Genomic DNA, 15,237 nt, shown 5'->3' on the forward strand with positions numbered 1-15,237 from the left:
ACATGTTTGAGAAACTCATTCGATTTTCAATCGAGCAGCGATGGTTGGTGCTGCTTGCGGCCCTCGCCATGGGTGCCTTCGGCGTCTTCAGCTACCAGAAGCTACCCATCGACGCCGTGCCCGACATCACGAACGTTCAGGTCCAGATCAACACACAGGCGCCCGGATACTCGCCCCTGGAGACCGAGCAGCGGGTCACATACCCCATCGAGACGGTCATGGCCGGCCTGCCGAACCTGGATCAGACACGGTCTCTCTCGCGGTATGGACTGTCGCAGGTCACCGTCATCTTCAAGGATGGCACCGACATCTATTTTGCTCGCCAGCTCGTCAACGAGCGCATCCAGGAGGCGCGCGACAAGCTGCCTGCAGGCATTACGCCAGCGCTGGGGCCTATCTCGACCGGGCTGGGTGAAATCTATCTTTGGACGGTAGAAACCAAGGACGGTGCGAAAAAGCCTGATGGGTCTCCGTACACACCCACCGACCTGCGCGAGATCCAAGACTGGATCATCAAACCGCAATTGCGAAACGTTCCTGGCGTGACCGAAATCAACTCCATTGGCGGTTTCGCCAAGGAGTACCAGATCGCGCCCATCCCGGAGCGCTTGGCTTCGTTGGGAGTGACGCTGCAGGATGTGGTCACCGCCCTGGACCGCAACAATGGCAACGTGGGCGCAGGCTACATCGAAAAGCGTGGTGAACAGTACCTCATTCGAGCACCTGGGCAGGTGAAGTCCCTGGAAGACATCGGCAATGTGATCCTCAGCAGCGCAAACGGCGTGCCTGTGCGTGTGCGGGATGTGGCTGACGTCGGTATTGGCCGGGAACTGCGAACGGGCGCAGCAACGGACAACGGGCGAGAAGTGGTGCTCGGCACTGTGTTCATGCTGATCGGCGAGAACAGCCGCACCGTGTCCCAGGCAGTGGACAAAAAGATGGTGGAAGTCAACAAGAGCCTGCCCGAAGGCGTGCATGCGGTGACGGTATATGACCGTACGGTGCTAGTCGACAAGGCCATCAACACCGTCAAAAAGAACCTGCTTGAAGGCGCGGTTCTCGTGATCGTGATCCTGTTCCTTTTTCTGGGCAACATCCGTGCAGCGATCATCACGGCAATGGTTATTCCCTTGTCGATGCTCTTCACCTTCACGGGCATGGTCCAGTACAAGGTGAGTGCCAACTTGATGAGCTTGGGGGCGCTGGACTTCGGCATCATTATCGACGGCGCAGTGGTGATCGTTGAGAACTGCGTACGCCGCCTGGCTCACGCGCAGGCACACCACGGCCGACCGTTGACACGAGCCGAGCGCTTCCACGAAGTGTTCCTGGCATCTCAGGAATCCCGCCGTCCGCTACTGTTCGGTCAGCTCATCATCATGGTGGTTTACCTGCCAATCTTCGCGCTGACCGGCGTTGAAGGGAAGATGTTCCATCCGATGGCATTTACCGTTGTCGCCGCACTGGTGGGCGCAATGATTTTGTCTGTGACGTTCATCCCGGCCGCCGTGGCTCTCTTCATCGGGAATCGCGTCAGCGAGAAGGAAAACTTCCTCCTCGGGCATGCAAAGCGCATCTATGCGCCGCTGCTGGTTCGAGTGATGTCTGCCAAGGCACTCGTTCTTTCCATCGCAGCGGTGGCAGTGATCCTGTGTGGACTGATCGCGACCCGCATGGGCAGTGAGTTCGTCCCCAACCTCAATGAGGGTGACTTTGCAATTCAAGCGCTGCGAATTCCGGGCACCAGTCTTTCGCAGTCGGTTGCGATGCAAAAGCAGATTGAAAGCACTCTGAAGGAGAAGTTCCCTGAGATCGAACGCATCTTCGCCAGAACAGGTACTGCGGAAATTGCCTCCGACCCTATGCCACCGAACATTTCGGACGGGTACATCATGCTCAAGCCGGTGGATGAATGGCCTGAGCCTCGCAAGACCCGTGATGAACTGCTCGCTGCGATTCAAGAGGTCTTGGGGAAAATTCCTGGCAACAACTATGAGTTCTCCCAGCCCATCCAGCTGCGCTTCAACGAACTGATCTCGGGTGTGAGAAGTGACGTGGCAGTGAAGATCTTCGGCGACGACATGGACGTGCTGAACAAGTCAGCGGAAGAGGTTTCTGCAATGCTGCAGAAGATCCAGGGATCGTCTGAGGTAAAGGTTGAGCAGACTACCGGGCTTCCAATGCTCACTGTGAACATCGACCGTCAGAAGTCTGCGCGGTATGGCCTGAACGTTGCCGACGTTCAGGACACCGTGGCGACTGCAATCGGTGGCCGCGAGGCCGGTACCATGTTTGAAGGAGATCGCCGATTCGACATCTTGGTACGCCTCCCTGAAGCGCTGCGCAATGACCTGGAAGGAATGAAGCGACTGCCCATACCTCTGCCGCGTTCTGCGAATGGCACCGAAGCCAGAACCAACTTCATTCCGTTGGGTGAGGTCGCCACTTTCGAACTTGCCCCCGGACCAAACCAGGTCAGCCGCGAGAACGGGAAGCGACGCATCGTGGTGAGTACCAACGTGCGTGGTCGCGATGTGGGTTCCTTCGTAGCAGAAGCTGAGAAGGGCTTGGCTCAGATCAAAATTCCTACTGGCTACTGGACAAGCTGGGGCGGAACTTTCGAAAACCTGCAGTCGGCCACGCAACGTCTGCAGATCGTCGTACCGGTGTCGCTACTGTTGGTCTTTGTACTGCTGTTCGCAATGTTCGGCAATGCCAAGGATGGAGCGCTGGTGTTCACCGGCATCCCATTCGCATTGACCGGGGGCATTCTGGCGCTTTGGCTTCGCGACATCCCGATGTCGATCTCAGCAGCCGTTGGCTTCATTGCGCTCTCGGGAGTGGCCGTGCTCAACGGGTTGGTGATGATTTCGTACATCCGCAGTCTGAGGGAAAGCGGCGTCGGGCTGGATGAGGCAATTCACGAAGGCGCGCTGACGCGACTACGCCCTGTGCTCATGACCGCGCTCGTGGCTTCGCTCGGGTTCATTCCCATGGCGATTGCCACCGGCACGGGGGCCGAGGTTCAACGGCCTTTGGCAACAGTGGTGATCGGGGGCATTCTTTCCTCCACGCTGCTGACCCTGCTCGTGCTTCCCATCCTCTATCGCCTGGCCCACAAGCCGGATGAAGAAGTGGAGGACGTGTCTGCTGAGCCCTCTCATCCGGACGCACCGAAGCCCGTGTAGACGTATACGGTCCCGCTGATCGCGGGACCTTTCTTCTCTCCAACCCCAAAGGAACTGTTATGAAATTCTCACACTTCATTCTCGCCGTCTCGTTGTCGATCTCCGGCGCAGCCTTCGCTGCTGACAACCACGGCCACGACGCAAAGCCAATGCACGGAGGGGCTGTGGCCGAAGCCAAGGAGGTCGAATACGAACTCGTCGCCGGCGCCGACAAGCTGCAGCTGTATATGCGCGACCATGGAAAGCCGGTTGCCGTGGCGGGCATGACCGCCAAGGTCACTTTGCTGGCAGGCACAGAAAAGCAGGAGGTTCAGCTCCTGGCCGGTGACGGCAAGCTAGAAGCGTTGGGCAGCTTCAAGGTCCCCGCAGGTACCAAAGCCGTCGTCGCTGTCTCGAAGGCAGGCAAATCGGTCGCTTCCGTCCGCTTCACGCTGAAGTAACACGAACGCCGCCGGCTTGTGCGCTCGCCCACGCGGCGATCCGGCGGCGATTGCACTCTTCTGCGAAAAGGGCTTTCGTGCAAACGAACGACAACGTAGTGGTGGGCTTGGATCGCCCCCGACGCAGTGCCTGAGCTCCACCAGGGCGCAAAAGGAGCGATCCATGTCAATGCCGGCGGACCAGGGAAAACTCTTTGCCAAGCTGTTCTGGATTTGGATCGGCTTGTTGACGTCTGTGTTTGTGTTCTGGCGGCTGCGGCACATGTGGCTCAAACGCCATCCGCCGATAGACGGTAAAACCAAGTACAGCCGGCGCCTGGCTAAGCGATTGAGAGAGCAGCAGTCAATGCGCTTGAAGCGTCCAACCACGAGGAAACCGCGACGCCGGCATTGACCTTGAGCGCCTGTTGGGTGGACATGAATCGTGAACTGACCAGAGGCGAGTGGCATAACGAAATGCAATCAGAGGAGACAGGTCATGGGAAATAGTTCTGGCCACACCTTGCCAGCGGCGGGTAAAGAAACGGCTTTGCGCTATGCGCTGATGTTGACCGGTGGTTTCATGCTGGCCGAGGTTATTGGCGGGGTCATGCTCAACAGTCTGGCACTGCTGTCAGACGCCGCACACATGTTTACCGATGTGGCGGCGCTGGCAATTGCGCTGGCGGCAATTCGCGTCGGGCGAAGAGCCGTGGACGACAAACGCACGTTCGGCTACCACCGATTCGAGATCCTGGCCGCCGCGTTCAACGCATTGCTCTTGTTCGGTGTCGCGGCCTACATTCTTTATGAGGCATGGCAACGTTGGAGCAATCCGCCTGCAGTTCAAACCACAGGGGTGCTGGTGATCGCTGTACTTGGCGCGATCGTCAACCTTGTGAGCATGCGTCTTTTGTCCTCTGGCAAGGATTCAAGCCTCAACATCAAAGGCGCCTACCTGGAAGTGTGGAGCGACCTGCTCGGCTCTATTGGGGTCATCGTAGGAGCGCTCGTCATCCGATTCACGGGATGGAATTGGGTAGACACCGTCATTGCGGTGGCCATAGGTCTGTGGGTGCTACCACGCACGTGGATCCTTCTGAAGGAGACGCTCAACATCCTGTTGGAAGGTGTCCCAGAAGGCATCGACCTCCCTCAGCTAAAGCAGGCACTGCTGGACTTGCCAGGGGTAGTGTCCGTGCATGAGCTGCATGTTTGGGCTGTGAGCAGCGCCAAGACAAGTCTCAGCGCGCACGTTGCGTACGACCCGCAGACCGCAAATCCGGGAGCTATTCTGGAGGTCGTCAATCAGTTGCTCGAAAAGCAATTCGAGATCACGCACACCACCATCCAACTGGAAGCCGAAGTCTGTGGCAAGGGTGTGGCCGATGCCCCGAGTGCAGGTGCGGATCACTGGAAGGCCACCGTGTGAGCTCCGCACGGCTCAGGAGCCGCTCCGCAACAGCGGCACAACGGTCAATGCGAGCACGTTCAGACGATCGGAAGGAAGCATCGTGCTCCACGCATGCACTGCAAGGTGCTCGCCTTGCTTCTGGGCCGCTCTGTGACTACCAGGTACTGGCTGCGGTTGGATGTGCCGGAAGACGGCAAGTCTTATTCTGGAGAACGTCCATGGCACCCCTCTTGCGCTTGCTAGCTCTAAGTGCAGCCGCCGTCCTGGCTACAGGCTGCGCGACCCCCGTGTATGAAAACTACCTGCCATGGTCCGAAGGCTGGCGATTGGGCAAGGTAAGCAGGGCTGAAGCCACAGCAGACGACTTTGCGTTCTACAAGCGCCGTTGCAGAGCCAATCAGCTCGAAGGAACGCCTGCGCGTTTCGCCATCGTTCAGTGGCGCGATGTGAGTCGTTCACGCTGGACCATCGCACTTCTCCCTGAAGATGTGGCTGTCGCTGCGGGGGACTTGGTCTATGTCAAGGTGTGGGATTGCTCGACGGCCCTGGTGAAGCGCGAAAAAAGCTGAAGCATAAGCGCACTGCAGTTGGCAACTCGTAGCAGCGCTGACACGACTCACTGGTTGGTCACCCCCCACCTGACAACTTGACCATTTGTGTGGCCCGAACATGCTTGCAGCCTGCCTTGCCGCTATTGCGCGCGGCATCCAGCTGTGATGTCGAGTTTGGGTTCGTAGGCGTTGGTCGTAACCTGCAGCATTCCCAGAACCGAGTGGAACAGATTGTCGTGAGAGAGTGCATCTGTACTCGTCTCATAGAGGCAATCTCGTTTCAAGCCCATGCTTTGCGTGAATCCTTCAGAGAGCCACCAGACCATCGGTACCTGCGTCTGTTCACTCGGCGCAATGGCTCTTGGCAAGCCATGAAGGAACAGACCTTTCTCGCCCAATGATTCACCATGGTCGGACACGTAGAGCATTGCCGTGTCGAACTGGTTATCCTGGCTCTTGAGGAAGCGGACCGTCTGACTCAGAACATGGTCGGTGTAGAGCACGGCATTGTCGTAGGCATTCACGATACTTTCGCGATCACATTTGCGAAGCTCAGCAGTGTCGCAAGTTGGCTCGAAACGCTTAAAGGAATCGGGGTAGCGCTTGTAGTAAGCAGGGCCGTGGTTGCCCAGCATGTGAAGGACAACGACCACACTGCCCTGAGCGTTGCCGGTGAGCGACTCCAGGTCCTTCAACAGTACCTCGTCGAGGCATCGACCGTCTGAGCACAACTGCGGCGATGTGGCCGTATCGACTCGTTGCTCATCCAATCCATCGCAGACGCCTTTGCAGCCAGACTGGTTGTCCCTCCAGTGGACCGAGAATCCGGCACGCGAGAGAACGTGCAGCAGGGATTCACTGGAGCGTATCCGGCTCTCGTCGTAGTCCCGACGGCCAACCGCAGAGAACATGCATGGAAGTGACGTCTCGGTGTTGGTTCCGCAAGCTGTCACGTTGCTGAAGTTCAGCGCTCCCAACGCCTGCATATTGGGTGCTGTCTGGCGCTCATACCCATTCATTCCCCAACTGGCTGCTCGGAGAGTCTCGCCCACGACCAGAATTACCAGCGCTGGCTTTTTGCCAGCCCACGATGCGGCCATTTTTGCGTCAAGACCCACCGATGTCCGTGCCCGTGCCACCGCCTGCGTGTCCGCCGAAAGGACTCGCGCGGTCGAATAGACCAGGTTCGCAGGCGTGATGAGATATCTCAACTCCTTTTGGTTTCTCATCAGCGCAGAGAAGTCCTGGAACATAGCCAGAATTGCAACGACGCTCAGGACTACAGCGCACCCAACGAAGATGAAACGTCGAACGAGTGTCAGGACTATCGGCCGGTGATCGATGCGGACCCGCCATATCCACCAGACAGGCACTACTGAGTACGCGAGTACATGAGCAAGCATGCTCCAGGAGATTAGCTCGCTTGCCTCCGTTAGGTCCGTGCGAATCACGTTGCGCAGCATGCTAGGGTCGAAGTACACCCCATAGCGTTGCATGTAGAAGGTAGCGAACCCTGTAGCAATGACGAGCAGACTCAGGATAGGACGCGCGGTCCAGCGAGACAGTACGACACCAAGGATCATCGCGTGTACCGCAATCAAAGACAGCACAAGGGCAGTCGCAAAGAGCCAAGTCTGGGGGTCTGCCCAATCGCGATTTGCAGTAGTCGCGCTAAGGAATGAGCTGTTGCATACCAGCGCGAAGTACAGACTGAGGCACAGCACCAGCGACTCTATAGTTAGCCTGGGGCGGTGCAAAAGCCAACGAAGCCACGGTGTGGCAATGTGCTGCGGCTTGATGAGCCGTTCCTGTCTCTGGTTCATCTGGCTCTTCAGGCGTTTGCTCAGTACATGAATTCGACCCACAATAGGTCCGCTGGTACTGATACCAAGGGGTGACCACCTCAATCACCCGAGCTGCGTGGCGCGTCTCAATGGCAACTGGTCGATTGCAATCGCGGCGGAAATTACCTTCCGTGCAGCCTTTGCAGACGTACCCGTTCTTCCACCGACATGTTCAGATACTCTTGGCGCACCTCGTCTCGGGTTTTTGCAGGGCCGGTGGCGCTTACGGGCGGAACACCACCTTTGGAAAGGATGGCCAACGATCCGTCTTTGCGGGCCGCATCCAATGCCTGTAGAACGTCGTTGCGCGAGACTTGGCTGGTGACGTGGCTGGGGTTGGTCGAAGAGCCCATCTCGCCACCAGTCTCGTGATAAAGGGAGGACGCAAATGAAGCGCTCGGGGCGAGCACTGCAGCGGCCACTAGTGACAGAAGAATGTTGTGTTGCTTGTTCACTGGGGTCTCCTCGTTTAAGTTCGGTCACCGCGATGTGCAACGACCTTGAAGCGAACTTTAGAAACCCATCCTCGACATAGCGCCAACAATGAGATTACGAATTTGTAATCTGGAAAGATGCTATTTCCTCGGAAAATGGAGCCATGAAAATTTTGCTTATCGAAGACGAGGTCAAGCTGTCTGAGTACCTTCGCAAAGGGCTCGGAGAGGCGGGTTACAACGTCGATGTGGTGCACAACGGCGTTGATGGTCTTCACATGGCCATCGAGGGTTCCTACGACTTGCTGGTGCTTGATGCCATGCTTCCTGGAATCGACGGCTTCACGTTGTTGAGTGCGTTTCGAAAGACGAAGCAAACTCCTGTGTTGATGCTGACTGCCAGGGTGAGTGTGGAAGACCGCGTACTAGGTCTGCAGACGGGGGCCGACGACTACCTGGTCAAGCCGTTCGCATTTTCCGAACTTTGCGCACGCATTCAGGTACTTCTTAGGCGCGGTCACGGCTCACGCGATGCAGGTGAGCCTACGGTGCTTGGGATTGCTGACCTTGAGCTGGATTTGATTCGGCGCAAAGCAACCCGAGGCGGGCAGAGGCTCGAGCTCACCGCCAAGGAGTTTCTGCTTCTGACACTTTTTCTTCGCAGAAAGGGCGAAGTGCTTTCGCGTACGGAGATCGCCGAACAGGTGTGGGACATGAACTTCGACAGCGACACCAACGTTGTGGAAGTCGCCATCCGCCGACTTCGCACCAAGATGGACTTGCCGTTTGACAAGGCATTACTCCATACAGTGAGGGGTATGGGGTACATCATGGAAGAGCGCCTCGGATGACGCTGCTGCGCCCACGATCGCTGCGCCAACGACTGTCTCTGTGGCTGGCGGTGCAGAGTTTTATCGGCCTTGGCGCAGTGTGCCTGGTCGTCTACCTCGTCACTGCGTCGAATCTCGCTGAGCGACAGGATGAGACGCTCTCGCAGAAGGAAGCCATCGTGCGTCACCTGCTGACAAGCACGACGGAGCATGCGCAACAGACTCCCAGGGATCATCCGCTCAAGGACTTTCTGATAGGGCACGAGAACTTCCGCTTGATCGTCCGCACCCAGGATGGACACCTGTATTTCCCCTCTGTTGAGCCGCCGCCTGACGCGATCAAACGCACTGCGAGGCTGTTCGAGGTCCGGCCTAGCGAGGGTCTGAGCGAGCCTCTCCAGGTCACGCTCTCGATGGATGTCACGGCCGACATACTTCACCTCCAGCGCCTTGCGTTAACGCTAGCGGTGGCTGCTATCGTGGGCACTCTGATAGTTTCCCTGGGCGGGCTGTCGATCGTGCACTTTGGACTGGCCCCGGTTCGCAAATTGGCTTCGCAGGCTCAGTCCCTGTCCGTTGACAATCTTCGCCAACGACTCGATGGCGCCGGTCAGCCCGCTGAACTGGCACCGCTGGTTGAACAGTTCAACGGACTTCTCGGCCGATTGGATCAAGCCTATACGCAACTGGAGGGCTTCAATGCCGACGTCGCCCACGAGCTGTGCACGCCATTGGCAACTTTGCTTGCAAGCAACGAATTGGCATTGCGCAAACCCAGCAGCTTTGACATGGGGGAAGTGCTTTCGTCCAACCTCGAGGAACTGCACCGCCTGACGGGAATCGTTAACGACATGCTATTTCTTTCCCAGGCGGACCGCGGAGCGGTGGCCAGGCGCGCGTTCACCCAGAGCTTGGCAGGTGTCGTCGAGCAGGTCGCGGACTATCACGAGGCGGCCCTCGCGGAAGCCGGGTTGGAACTCACGATTTCAGGCGATACATCAGGCTACTTTGATGAGCCACTTCTGCGAAGAGCGCTGTCAAATCTCATCGGCAATGCCACCCAGTACGCGCGCCCTGGCACACGAGTGCTCGTGAAGATCTCTGCCGTATCAAAAGACAAGGTTAGCGTTGCCGTCGCAAACGTGGGAGACACCATTCCTCCTGATGTGGTTGAGCGCATCTTTGATCGATTTTTCAGAGCATCTGCCTCCCGCACCCATGGTCAGAAGAACCATGGGTTAGGGCTTGCAATCACGGCAGCCATTGCTCGAATGCATGGTGGTCGCACCACCGCGCAAAGCAGGGATGGGATCACAGAAATTGGGCTGGAGTTGGTTCACACGCGTGCGTAAGGTGCATACAAGGCCGAAGATCAGTTCAGGGATCTGCACCGCGCAATTGAGGACTGTGGTCCGCCCTTTCGGCTGAACTGGGAGGCAGTTTCAGTGAGTGGGAGTGCTTTTGGGGTACTGGCATGGGCCCATGCATTGTCATGGTCCAATGAAATAGGACACCTCGATAGGGGCCCATAGACCCCAGAGGAGATGACGAACATGAAAGAAAAAAGAGAGCGCAGAGAGTTTGACTCGCAATTCAAACTGCAGGTGGTCAGGATGATTCGAGAGCAGAACCTGAGCGTCGGCCAAGTCTGCAAGGATCTGGATCTGGTGGAAAGCGCGGTGCGCCGCTGGCTTGCGCAGTACGACGAAGAGGCCGCTGGCCGCCCGGGGATCGGCAAACCACTGACAGCAGAGCAGCAGCGCATTCGGCAACTGGAGGCCCAGGTCCGGCAACTGCAGTCGGACAATGAACTGCTAAAAAAAGCGTCGGCCTTCTTCGCCCGGGAAATGAAATGATTCAGGACCTGATGAGAGCACAGACAGAGGTGCAGAAGGCCACGGTAAGCCAATGGTGTAGGGTGCTGGGTGTTAGCCGTTCAGGCGTGTATGCAGCCCGCAAGCGCGCAGCCAACAATGCGTCAGTGAACCCGCTGATCCTCCAGGCCCATGCCGCATTCCAAGCCAGCGGAGGCTGCTATGGCAGTCGGCGCCTGAGCGCAGCGATGAAGCAGCAGGGATTGGCTGTCGGGCGCCATCGAGCACGAACGCTCATGCGCGCCAACGGGCTGCGTGCTCGCTGGCGGCGCAAGTTCACGCACACCACCGACAGCCGCCATGACTTACCCGTCGCGGGCAACCTACTGGAGCGCCAGTTCAAGCCCGACGAGCCCAACCAGGCCTGGGCCAGCGACATCACCTACGTTCGCACGCGCAGCGGCTGGCTCTACCTGGCCGTGGTGCTGGACCTGTTCTCACGCAAAGTGGTTGGTTGGGCGATGGCTGCGAGCATGCCCGCACAGCTGGTGTGTGAGGCACTGCACATGGCCATTGCAAGCCGCCGCCCCCCGCCGGGCTTGCTGGTGCACTCTGATCGGGGCAGTCAGTACGCCAGCCAGTTACACACAGGGCTGCTGCAGCGCCACGGGCTGGTGTGCAGCATGAGCCGCAAAGGCAACTGCTGGGACAACGCCGTGATGGAGCGCTTCTTCCTGAATCTCAAGATGGAGCGAGTCTGGACGCGTGACTACGCCAACCATGCAGAGGCCAAGGCGGATATCGCTGACTACATTGTGGGGTTCTACAACCCAATCAGGCTGCACTCCACGCTGGGATACCAGTCACCCAACAGCTACGAGTTGCAGCGCATGGCGCCAGCTCACTGAGCTTGAAAATTCCCTATCGGGGTGTCCAAAAAGACTTGACCACGACACATTGCTCAAAGTCAACGTGGCTACGTTGGCCTTGGCCATCGCACTGGCGACCTTCACCCTGGTGACTTTGGGTGTGATGATGGGCCGTGTGCTCAATGAAGTCGTGGGCAGTTGATCCGAGGGGCTGGGCGGAGTGCTGCTTATGGGTATTGCCAGCTTGATCCTGGTTGAGCGCCAGAGTGCCGTGTGAGGACTGGGGGTGCTCCATTGCGCATGGGCGGCCAGTGATCAAAAAGTCATTCCTAGAATGGAAGTGCCAATTGCTGATTGCCACCGGGCCTGGCAGCACAAGGTCTCTAGATGGAAGCTATCCGACCAAGCTGGGTATCGACCAAAGTATTCCCTGCAGGTAGTCCACCAGTTTTCCGATCATCCATGGGCCCGCAACAATCAAGGCCACGACTGCGGCCACAAGCTTTGGGATGAACGAGAGGGTTGGTTCGTTAATCTGCGTAGCAGCCTGCAGGACGCTCACGATAAATCCAACCAGTAGTACAACTAACACGATGGGGGCCGCCAACAATAGCAACATGTAGAGTGCATGCTGCCCTGCTGTGAGGACTTGTTGGGAGTTCATGAATACAGGCCCCGCGGTGGGAGTTCAGACGTTTGAAGCGACGCTTCATGGGGTCTTAGTTCTGAGGTCGGCCCTGTGCGTAGTCGCAATGCCTGGGCCTGAGTGCGAACTCGGTTGTGCAGTCTCACACCCTATCGAACAGCCTCGCGCGGGGCTAGATTGAGTCTTGCGTGGCCAACTCAAGGAGCTGGCACGGCAGGGACTGGAGCACCAACGCGGCGCGCTGCCCAGCTGGGATGTTTTTGCGAGCGCTCCAAGTCTGCCAGGACCTCGTTGCGCGTTGCTGCTGTGCCCTTCACCGGTACTGGTGCGCCAAAGCGGTGGTATTGCCACAGCCCGTCCTGCTTTGCCTTTTCCATCTCAGCGATCACTTGATCACGCGACTTCCCTGGTTCAGCATGCTCAGGGTGCGTTGTGTATCCCATTTCTGTCGGTGCGGGATGAATCACGCTGCTGGCCATGGCCGGGCCTACAACCGCAGCAAGGGTCAAGGCAGTGATAAAAGTGCGAGCAGTCATTTGGTATCTCCTTAGGTGTTAACAACGTGCCCGGAGAACTGCCCCGACATTTGGACAGCCGACGAGTCACGTGTGACAGTTTGCTGACCGCATGCCGACAACTTGCGCACTGCTGGATTACAAGTTTGTTATGTGAAAGTCAGGCTTGCATCAACTCTTGGGTTGCCCGCATCCACCGCAGAATCGCGCTCCAGGCGCAAGGGTTGCAGAGCACTTTGCGCACTGTGCTGGAACCATGCCTCCTCCGCATTGATGGCAGTACCGCGCGCCTGGCACGTTGGCAGCTCCGCACGATGGGCAAGGGATCTGGTTCACTTGGGCTGGAGGTTGTTGAGGCACTCGATCATCGCGATAGCCTCGGTGGTGATCGTCGTTGCGATAGCCACTGTCGTGGTGGCTCCTTTTGCCGTGGTGGCCGCTAAAAAATCTTTCGAACATTCCCATAAAAATCTCCCTTTGATGAAGTGATAGGAAGATTGGAATGCTTGAAGTGACTTCAGGGTCAAGCAAAAATCAGAAATCTGCACCTTGATTACAGAGATGTAATCTATGAGCAATCAGACCGTTATCTGAAGATTGCGTATTTCGGTCGCAGCTGGACAGTGGGGGCGAATTGAGTTGGACAGAGGGAACGGCGGGAACTGGACACAGAGATCGGCTTTCGTGAGCAGTCCAAGGCCGCTGACGATGAGCATCTGTTCGAAAATGCGGATCAGTGACGCATGACGGGGTTCGACCACATGCTCGTTGAGCGCTTTCACGCAGCCTCGGCCAATAGCTGGAGTCTATCTGCCGCGCGGAAGCGGTCAGTCACGCTGGGATGTTCGTCCGTTTACGGCGTAATGAGTGTCTGTGCATGTCATCTTTCACAACTGTTCCGATCACTTGACACACCGAAAAAGTGTGAAGGCCGCTCAACTCGCCTCCAATTGCAACTCGAACTTTTAGCTTCCGGATGCGCAGATCTCTTTTAGGTGCAGCGATCTATAGGCATTGGATGCAGGCCCCCGCCAGACTTGCATTCCCAGACTGCGGCGGAGCGCAGGCTTCTACGACAGCCTCGCGGATCTCCTCATTTACGACTTCTATCGGCCGTCCGTACTCTGAGGGAGACTGCACGGCGTACCCATTCGCCGACTTCAGCTGTCGATCATTTGCTCATCCGGTGACAGCGGTCACGTAAGAATTGCAACGGCGTACTTAATTTATTGCTCCCTCAGCAACAATGGTATTTTTTGGGGGAGAGATATATGTTTTATAGGCGGCTTGTGAGCATCTTAGGATGCATCCTATTTTCTGCAGCCGGTGCTTCGGCCTCTGCAACCGGCGTTAGCGTTGGAGAGAGCCATAGCTGCGCAGTGACGTCTGCAGGTGCGGCAAAGTGTTGGGGCGCCAACAGCAAGGGTCAACTCGGTGATGGGACAGTGCAACCCAGCATGACCCCTGTAGCAGTGGCGGGCCTCGCCAAAGGAGTGAAAGATGTCAAGGTGGGAAAGGACTTTTCCTGCGCGCTGCTTGACGACAAATCCGTAAGATGCTGGGGTTCGATCGTCGCTTCGCAGGGTGAAGTCGCCATTTCAGGGGTAGTGGACTCGTCCCAGATTGCAGCAGGCCCAACCCATGCATGCGCTGTTTCCACAAACGGCGAGGCATATTGCTGGGGGGATGCGTCAAAAGGCCAAATGGGGGGCGTAAGCTCGTCGACGTTGACTACCGGCAAGGCGGTCAATGTACCCGAACTTTCTGGCGCGGTGAAAATTGCGACGGGAAAAGATGCTACCTGCGCTGCATTGAAGTCTGGAAAGACAGTATGCATTGGAGCTGCTAGTAACCTAGAGGGATCAATCGCAAATCCCATGCAGCCACTGCAGCTTCCGAATATTAATGATTCTGTTGACGTTGCTATAAATGAAGGACATGCATGCGTGCTGCGCGCTTCCGGCACCGTGGCTTGCTGGGGTCAGAACCAATTTGGACAACTTGGGGTTCCAGCGACTTCAATCATTTCACCCACGGCGGTTGAGGTAGCAACGCTTCCCCCAGCCCGATCTGTTTCTGTGGGAAAAGGGTTCAGTTGCGCCATGCTGATGGATGGAAAAATTCAATGCTGGGGCGCAAATGAAGTCGGTCAGTTGGGTAACGGGAACGAGGCTGTCCGGTCGAAGACGGTGATTGGCATCACGAACGCAGCGTTTGTAAGCTCAGGAGCGCGGCATTCTTGCGCCGTTATCGAAATAGGATCGTATATCCAATGCTGGGGCAGCAATGAGAGCGGACTCTTAGGTACCGGTTTGTGCTACACCCAATCCGCTTTTTATCAGGGCTACACAGGACGCCCATACCTCACAAACAGTTTGGGGCTATGCGTGAACGACAAGGCACTGACCCCCTATTCGGTCAAGGGGTTCGACGTCCGAGCGAATGCTGACAAAGTTATGATTTGGGCGGAGCGTAGTATTCCAACCATTTTCGGAATGGGTGAAGGAATTACGCATGAGGTGCAGGTCGGTGGCTATTTCTGGCGAAGGTATGTCGGCGGGCACAACCTAGCAGTCACCGCACACGGTACTCCGCGATTAATGTATCTTGGCCCGGAGTCAAACAATCAGCTTTTGGATCTCGGTGAGTTGTCGATGTGGTCCAGTCTCGCTAATTAGGCATCGGTACCAGATCAGGAAAAGTGGACGCGGCT

General features: G+C 57.2%; 14 protein-coding genes. 8 read left to right on the top strand and 6 right to left on the bottom strand.

What is annotated here, in order from left to right:
- Positions 1-2: 2 nt before the first annotated feature.
- The 4 genes from ACSQ3Y_RS03110 to ACSQ3Y_RS03125 all read left to right on the top strand — a co-directional run bounded on the left by ACSQ3Y_RS03110 (position 3) and on the right by ACSQ3Y_RS03125 (position 5,590).
- Positions 3-3,188, top strand: a complete 3,186-nt coding sequence (locus ACSQ3Y_RS03110; RefSeq protein WP_436176411.1) for a CusA/CzcA family heavy metal efflux RND transporter — start codon at positions 3-5, stop codon at positions 3,186-3,188.
- A 59-nt stretch (positions 3,189-3,247) separates the two neighbouring features.
- Positions 3,248-3,628 carry a hypothetical protein gene (locus ACSQ3Y_RS03115; protein ID WP_436176412.1) on the top strand — a complete coding sequence of 127 codons (381 nt, stop codon included), beginning with the start codon at positions 3,248-3,250 and terminating at the stop codon, positions 3,626-3,628.
- Positions 3,629-4,106: 478 nt separating this feature from the next.
- A complete protein-coding gene (locus tag ACSQ3Y_RS03120) occupies positions 4,107-5,039 on the top strand; it encodes a cation diffusion facilitator family transporter (RefSeq protein ID WP_436176413.1) in 933 nt (310 codons plus the stop codon).
- A gap of 200 nt (positions 5,040-5,239) precedes the next feature.
- On the top strand, positions 5,240-5,590 hold the full coding sequence (locus tag ACSQ3Y_RS03125; protein ID WP_436176414.1) for a hypothetical protein: 351 nt from the start codon (positions 5,240-5,242) through the stop codon (positions 5,588-5,590).
- 122 nt (positions 5,591-5,712) lie between these two features.
- On the opposite strand, the gene ACSQ3Y_RS03130 is transcribed toward ACSQ3Y_RS03125, so the two are convergent.
- Together ACSQ3Y_RS03130 and ACSQ3Y_RS03135 are read right to left on the bottom strand one after the other, a co-directional pair.
- Positions 5,713-7,395 carry a phosphoethanolamine transferase gene (locus tag ACSQ3Y_RS03130; RefSeq protein WP_436176415.1) on the bottom strand — a complete coding sequence of 561 codons (1,683 nt, stop codon included), beginning with the start codon at positions 7,393-7,395 and terminating at the stop codon, positions 5,713-5,715.
- Positions 7,396-7,538: 143 nt separating this feature from the next.
- Positions 7,539-7,871, bottom strand: coding sequence for a DUF4148 domain-containing protein (locus tag ACSQ3Y_RS03135; protein WP_436176416.1), 333 nt, complete (start codon positions 7,869-7,871; stop codon positions 7,539-7,541).
- 143 nt (positions 7,872-8,014) lie between these two features.
- Between ACSQ3Y_RS03135 and ACSQ3Y_RS03140 the strand changes: the two genes are divergently transcribed.
- From ACSQ3Y_RS03140 to ACSQ3Y_RS03150, 3 genes are all read left to right on the top strand, one after another.
- Positions 8,015-8,701 carry a heavy metal response regulator transcription factor gene (locus tag ACSQ3Y_RS03140; protein ID WP_100409541.1) on the top strand — a complete coding sequence of 229 codons (687 nt, stop codon included), beginning with the start codon at positions 8,015-8,017 and terminating at the stop codon, positions 8,699-8,701.
- Positions 8,698-10,032, top strand: a complete 1,335-nt coding sequence (locus ACSQ3Y_RS03145; protein ID WP_100409542.1) for a heavy metal sensor histidine kinase — start codon at positions 8,698-8,700, stop codon at positions 10,030-10,032. The genes ACSQ3Y_RS03140 and ACSQ3Y_RS03145 overlap by 4 nt, the downstream gene beginning before the upstream one ends.
- Positions 10,033-10,224: 192 nt before the next feature.
- Positions 10,225-11,402, top strand: a protein-coding gene (locus tag ACSQ3Y_RS03150) for an IS3 family transposase (RefSeq protein WP_436176417.1) whose coding sequence is annotated in 2 segments (ribosomal slippage) — positions 10,225-10,507 and positions 10,507-11,402 — 1,179 coding nt in all. Because the reading frame shifts where the segments join, the coding sequence is not laid out codon by codon here.
- A gap of 355 nt (positions 11,403-11,757) precedes the next feature.
- Here ACSQ3Y_RS03150 and fliQ read toward each other — a convergent pair.
- The 4 genes from fliQ to ACSQ3Y_RS03170 form a co-directional block, all read right to left on the bottom strand.
- Positions 11,758-12,027 carry a flagellar biosynthesis protein FliQ gene (gene fliQ, locus ACSQ3Y_RS03155; RefSeq protein ID WP_100409543.1) on the bottom strand — a complete coding sequence of 90 codons (270 nt, stop codon included), beginning with the start codon at positions 12,025-12,027 and terminating at the stop codon, positions 11,758-11,760.
- Between the two features lie 179 nt (positions 12,028-12,206).
- Entirely contained in the window at positions 12,207-12,545 is a 339-nt protein-coding gene (locus ACSQ3Y_RS03160; RefSeq protein ID WP_436176418.1) for a DUF4148 domain-containing protein, read from the bottom strand.
- Between the two features lie 150 nt (positions 12,546-12,695).
- Positions 12,696-12,884 (bottom strand): zinc ribbon domain-containing protein, encoded by a 189-nt coding sequence (locus ACSQ3Y_RS03165; protein ID WP_436180075.1) that lies wholly within the window; start codon positions 12,882-12,884, stop codon positions 12,696-12,698.
- Positions 12,857-13,051 carry a hypothetical protein gene (locus tag ACSQ3Y_RS03170; protein ID WP_436180202.1) on the bottom strand — a complete coding sequence of 65 codons (195 nt, stop codon included), beginning with the start codon at positions 13,049-13,051 and terminating at the stop codon, positions 12,857-12,859. Before ACSQ3Y_RS03170 ends, ACSQ3Y_RS03165 begins: the two co-directional genes overlap by 28 nt.
- Positions 13,052-13,795: 744 nt before the next feature.
- On the opposite strand from ACSQ3Y_RS03170, the gene ACSQ3Y_RS03175 reads away from it, so the two are divergent.
- Positions 13,796-15,202, top strand: coding sequence for an RCC1 domain-containing protein (locus ACSQ3Y_RS03175; RefSeq protein WP_436176419.1), 1,407 nt, complete (start codon positions 13,796-13,798; stop codon positions 15,200-15,202).
- Positions 15,203-15,237 lie beyond the last annotated feature (35 nt).

It is taken from the genome of Acidovorax sp. LjRoot66, assembly GCF_964253305.1.
GTDB lineage: Bacteria > Pseudomonadota > Gammaproteobacteria > Burkholderiales > Burkholderiaceae_C > Acidovorax.

Bases quoted from the DNA above. Each gene is read 5' to 3' on its own strand.
- ACSQ3Y_RS03115 (WP_436176412.1), top strand. From the start codon at position 3,248: ATGAAATTCTCACACTTCATTCTCGCCGTCTCGTTGTCGATCTCCGGC.
- ACSQ3Y_RS03145 (WP_100409542.1), top strand. From the start codon at position 8,698: ATGACGCTGCTGCGCCCACGATCGCTGCGCCAACGACTGTCTCTGTGG.
- ACSQ3Y_RS03175 (WP_436176419.1), top strand. From the start codon at position 13,796: ATGTTTTATAGGCGGCTTGTGAGCATCTTAGGATGCATCCTATTTTCT.
- ACSQ3Y_RS03120 (WP_436176413.1), top strand. From the start codon at position 4,107: ATGGGAAATAGTTCTGGCCACACCTTGCCAGCGGCGGGTAAAGAAACG.
- fliQ (WP_100409543.1), bottom strand. From the start codon at position 12,027: ATGAACTCCCAACAAGTCCTCACAGCAGGGCAGCATGCACTCTACATG.
- ACSQ3Y_RS03160 (WP_436176418.1), bottom strand. From the start codon at position 12,545: ATGACTGCTCGCACTTTTATCACTGCCTTGACCCTTGCTGCGGTTGTA.
- ACSQ3Y_RS03125 (WP_436176414.1), top strand. From the start codon at position 5,240: ATGGCACCCCTCTTGCGCTTGCTAGCTCTAAGTGCAGCCGCCGTCCTG.
- ACSQ3Y_RS03130 (WP_436176415.1), bottom strand. From the start codon at position 7,395: ATGAACCAGAGACAGGAACGGCTCATCAAGCCGCAGCACATTGCCACA.
- ACSQ3Y_RS03140 (WP_100409541.1), top strand. From the start codon at position 8,015: ATGAAAATTTTGCTTATCGAAGACGAGGTCAAGCTGTCTGAGTACCTT.
- ACSQ3Y_RS03110 (WP_436176411.1), top strand. From the start codon at position 3: ATGTTTGAGAAACTCATTCGATTTTCAATCGAGCAGCGATGGTTGGTG.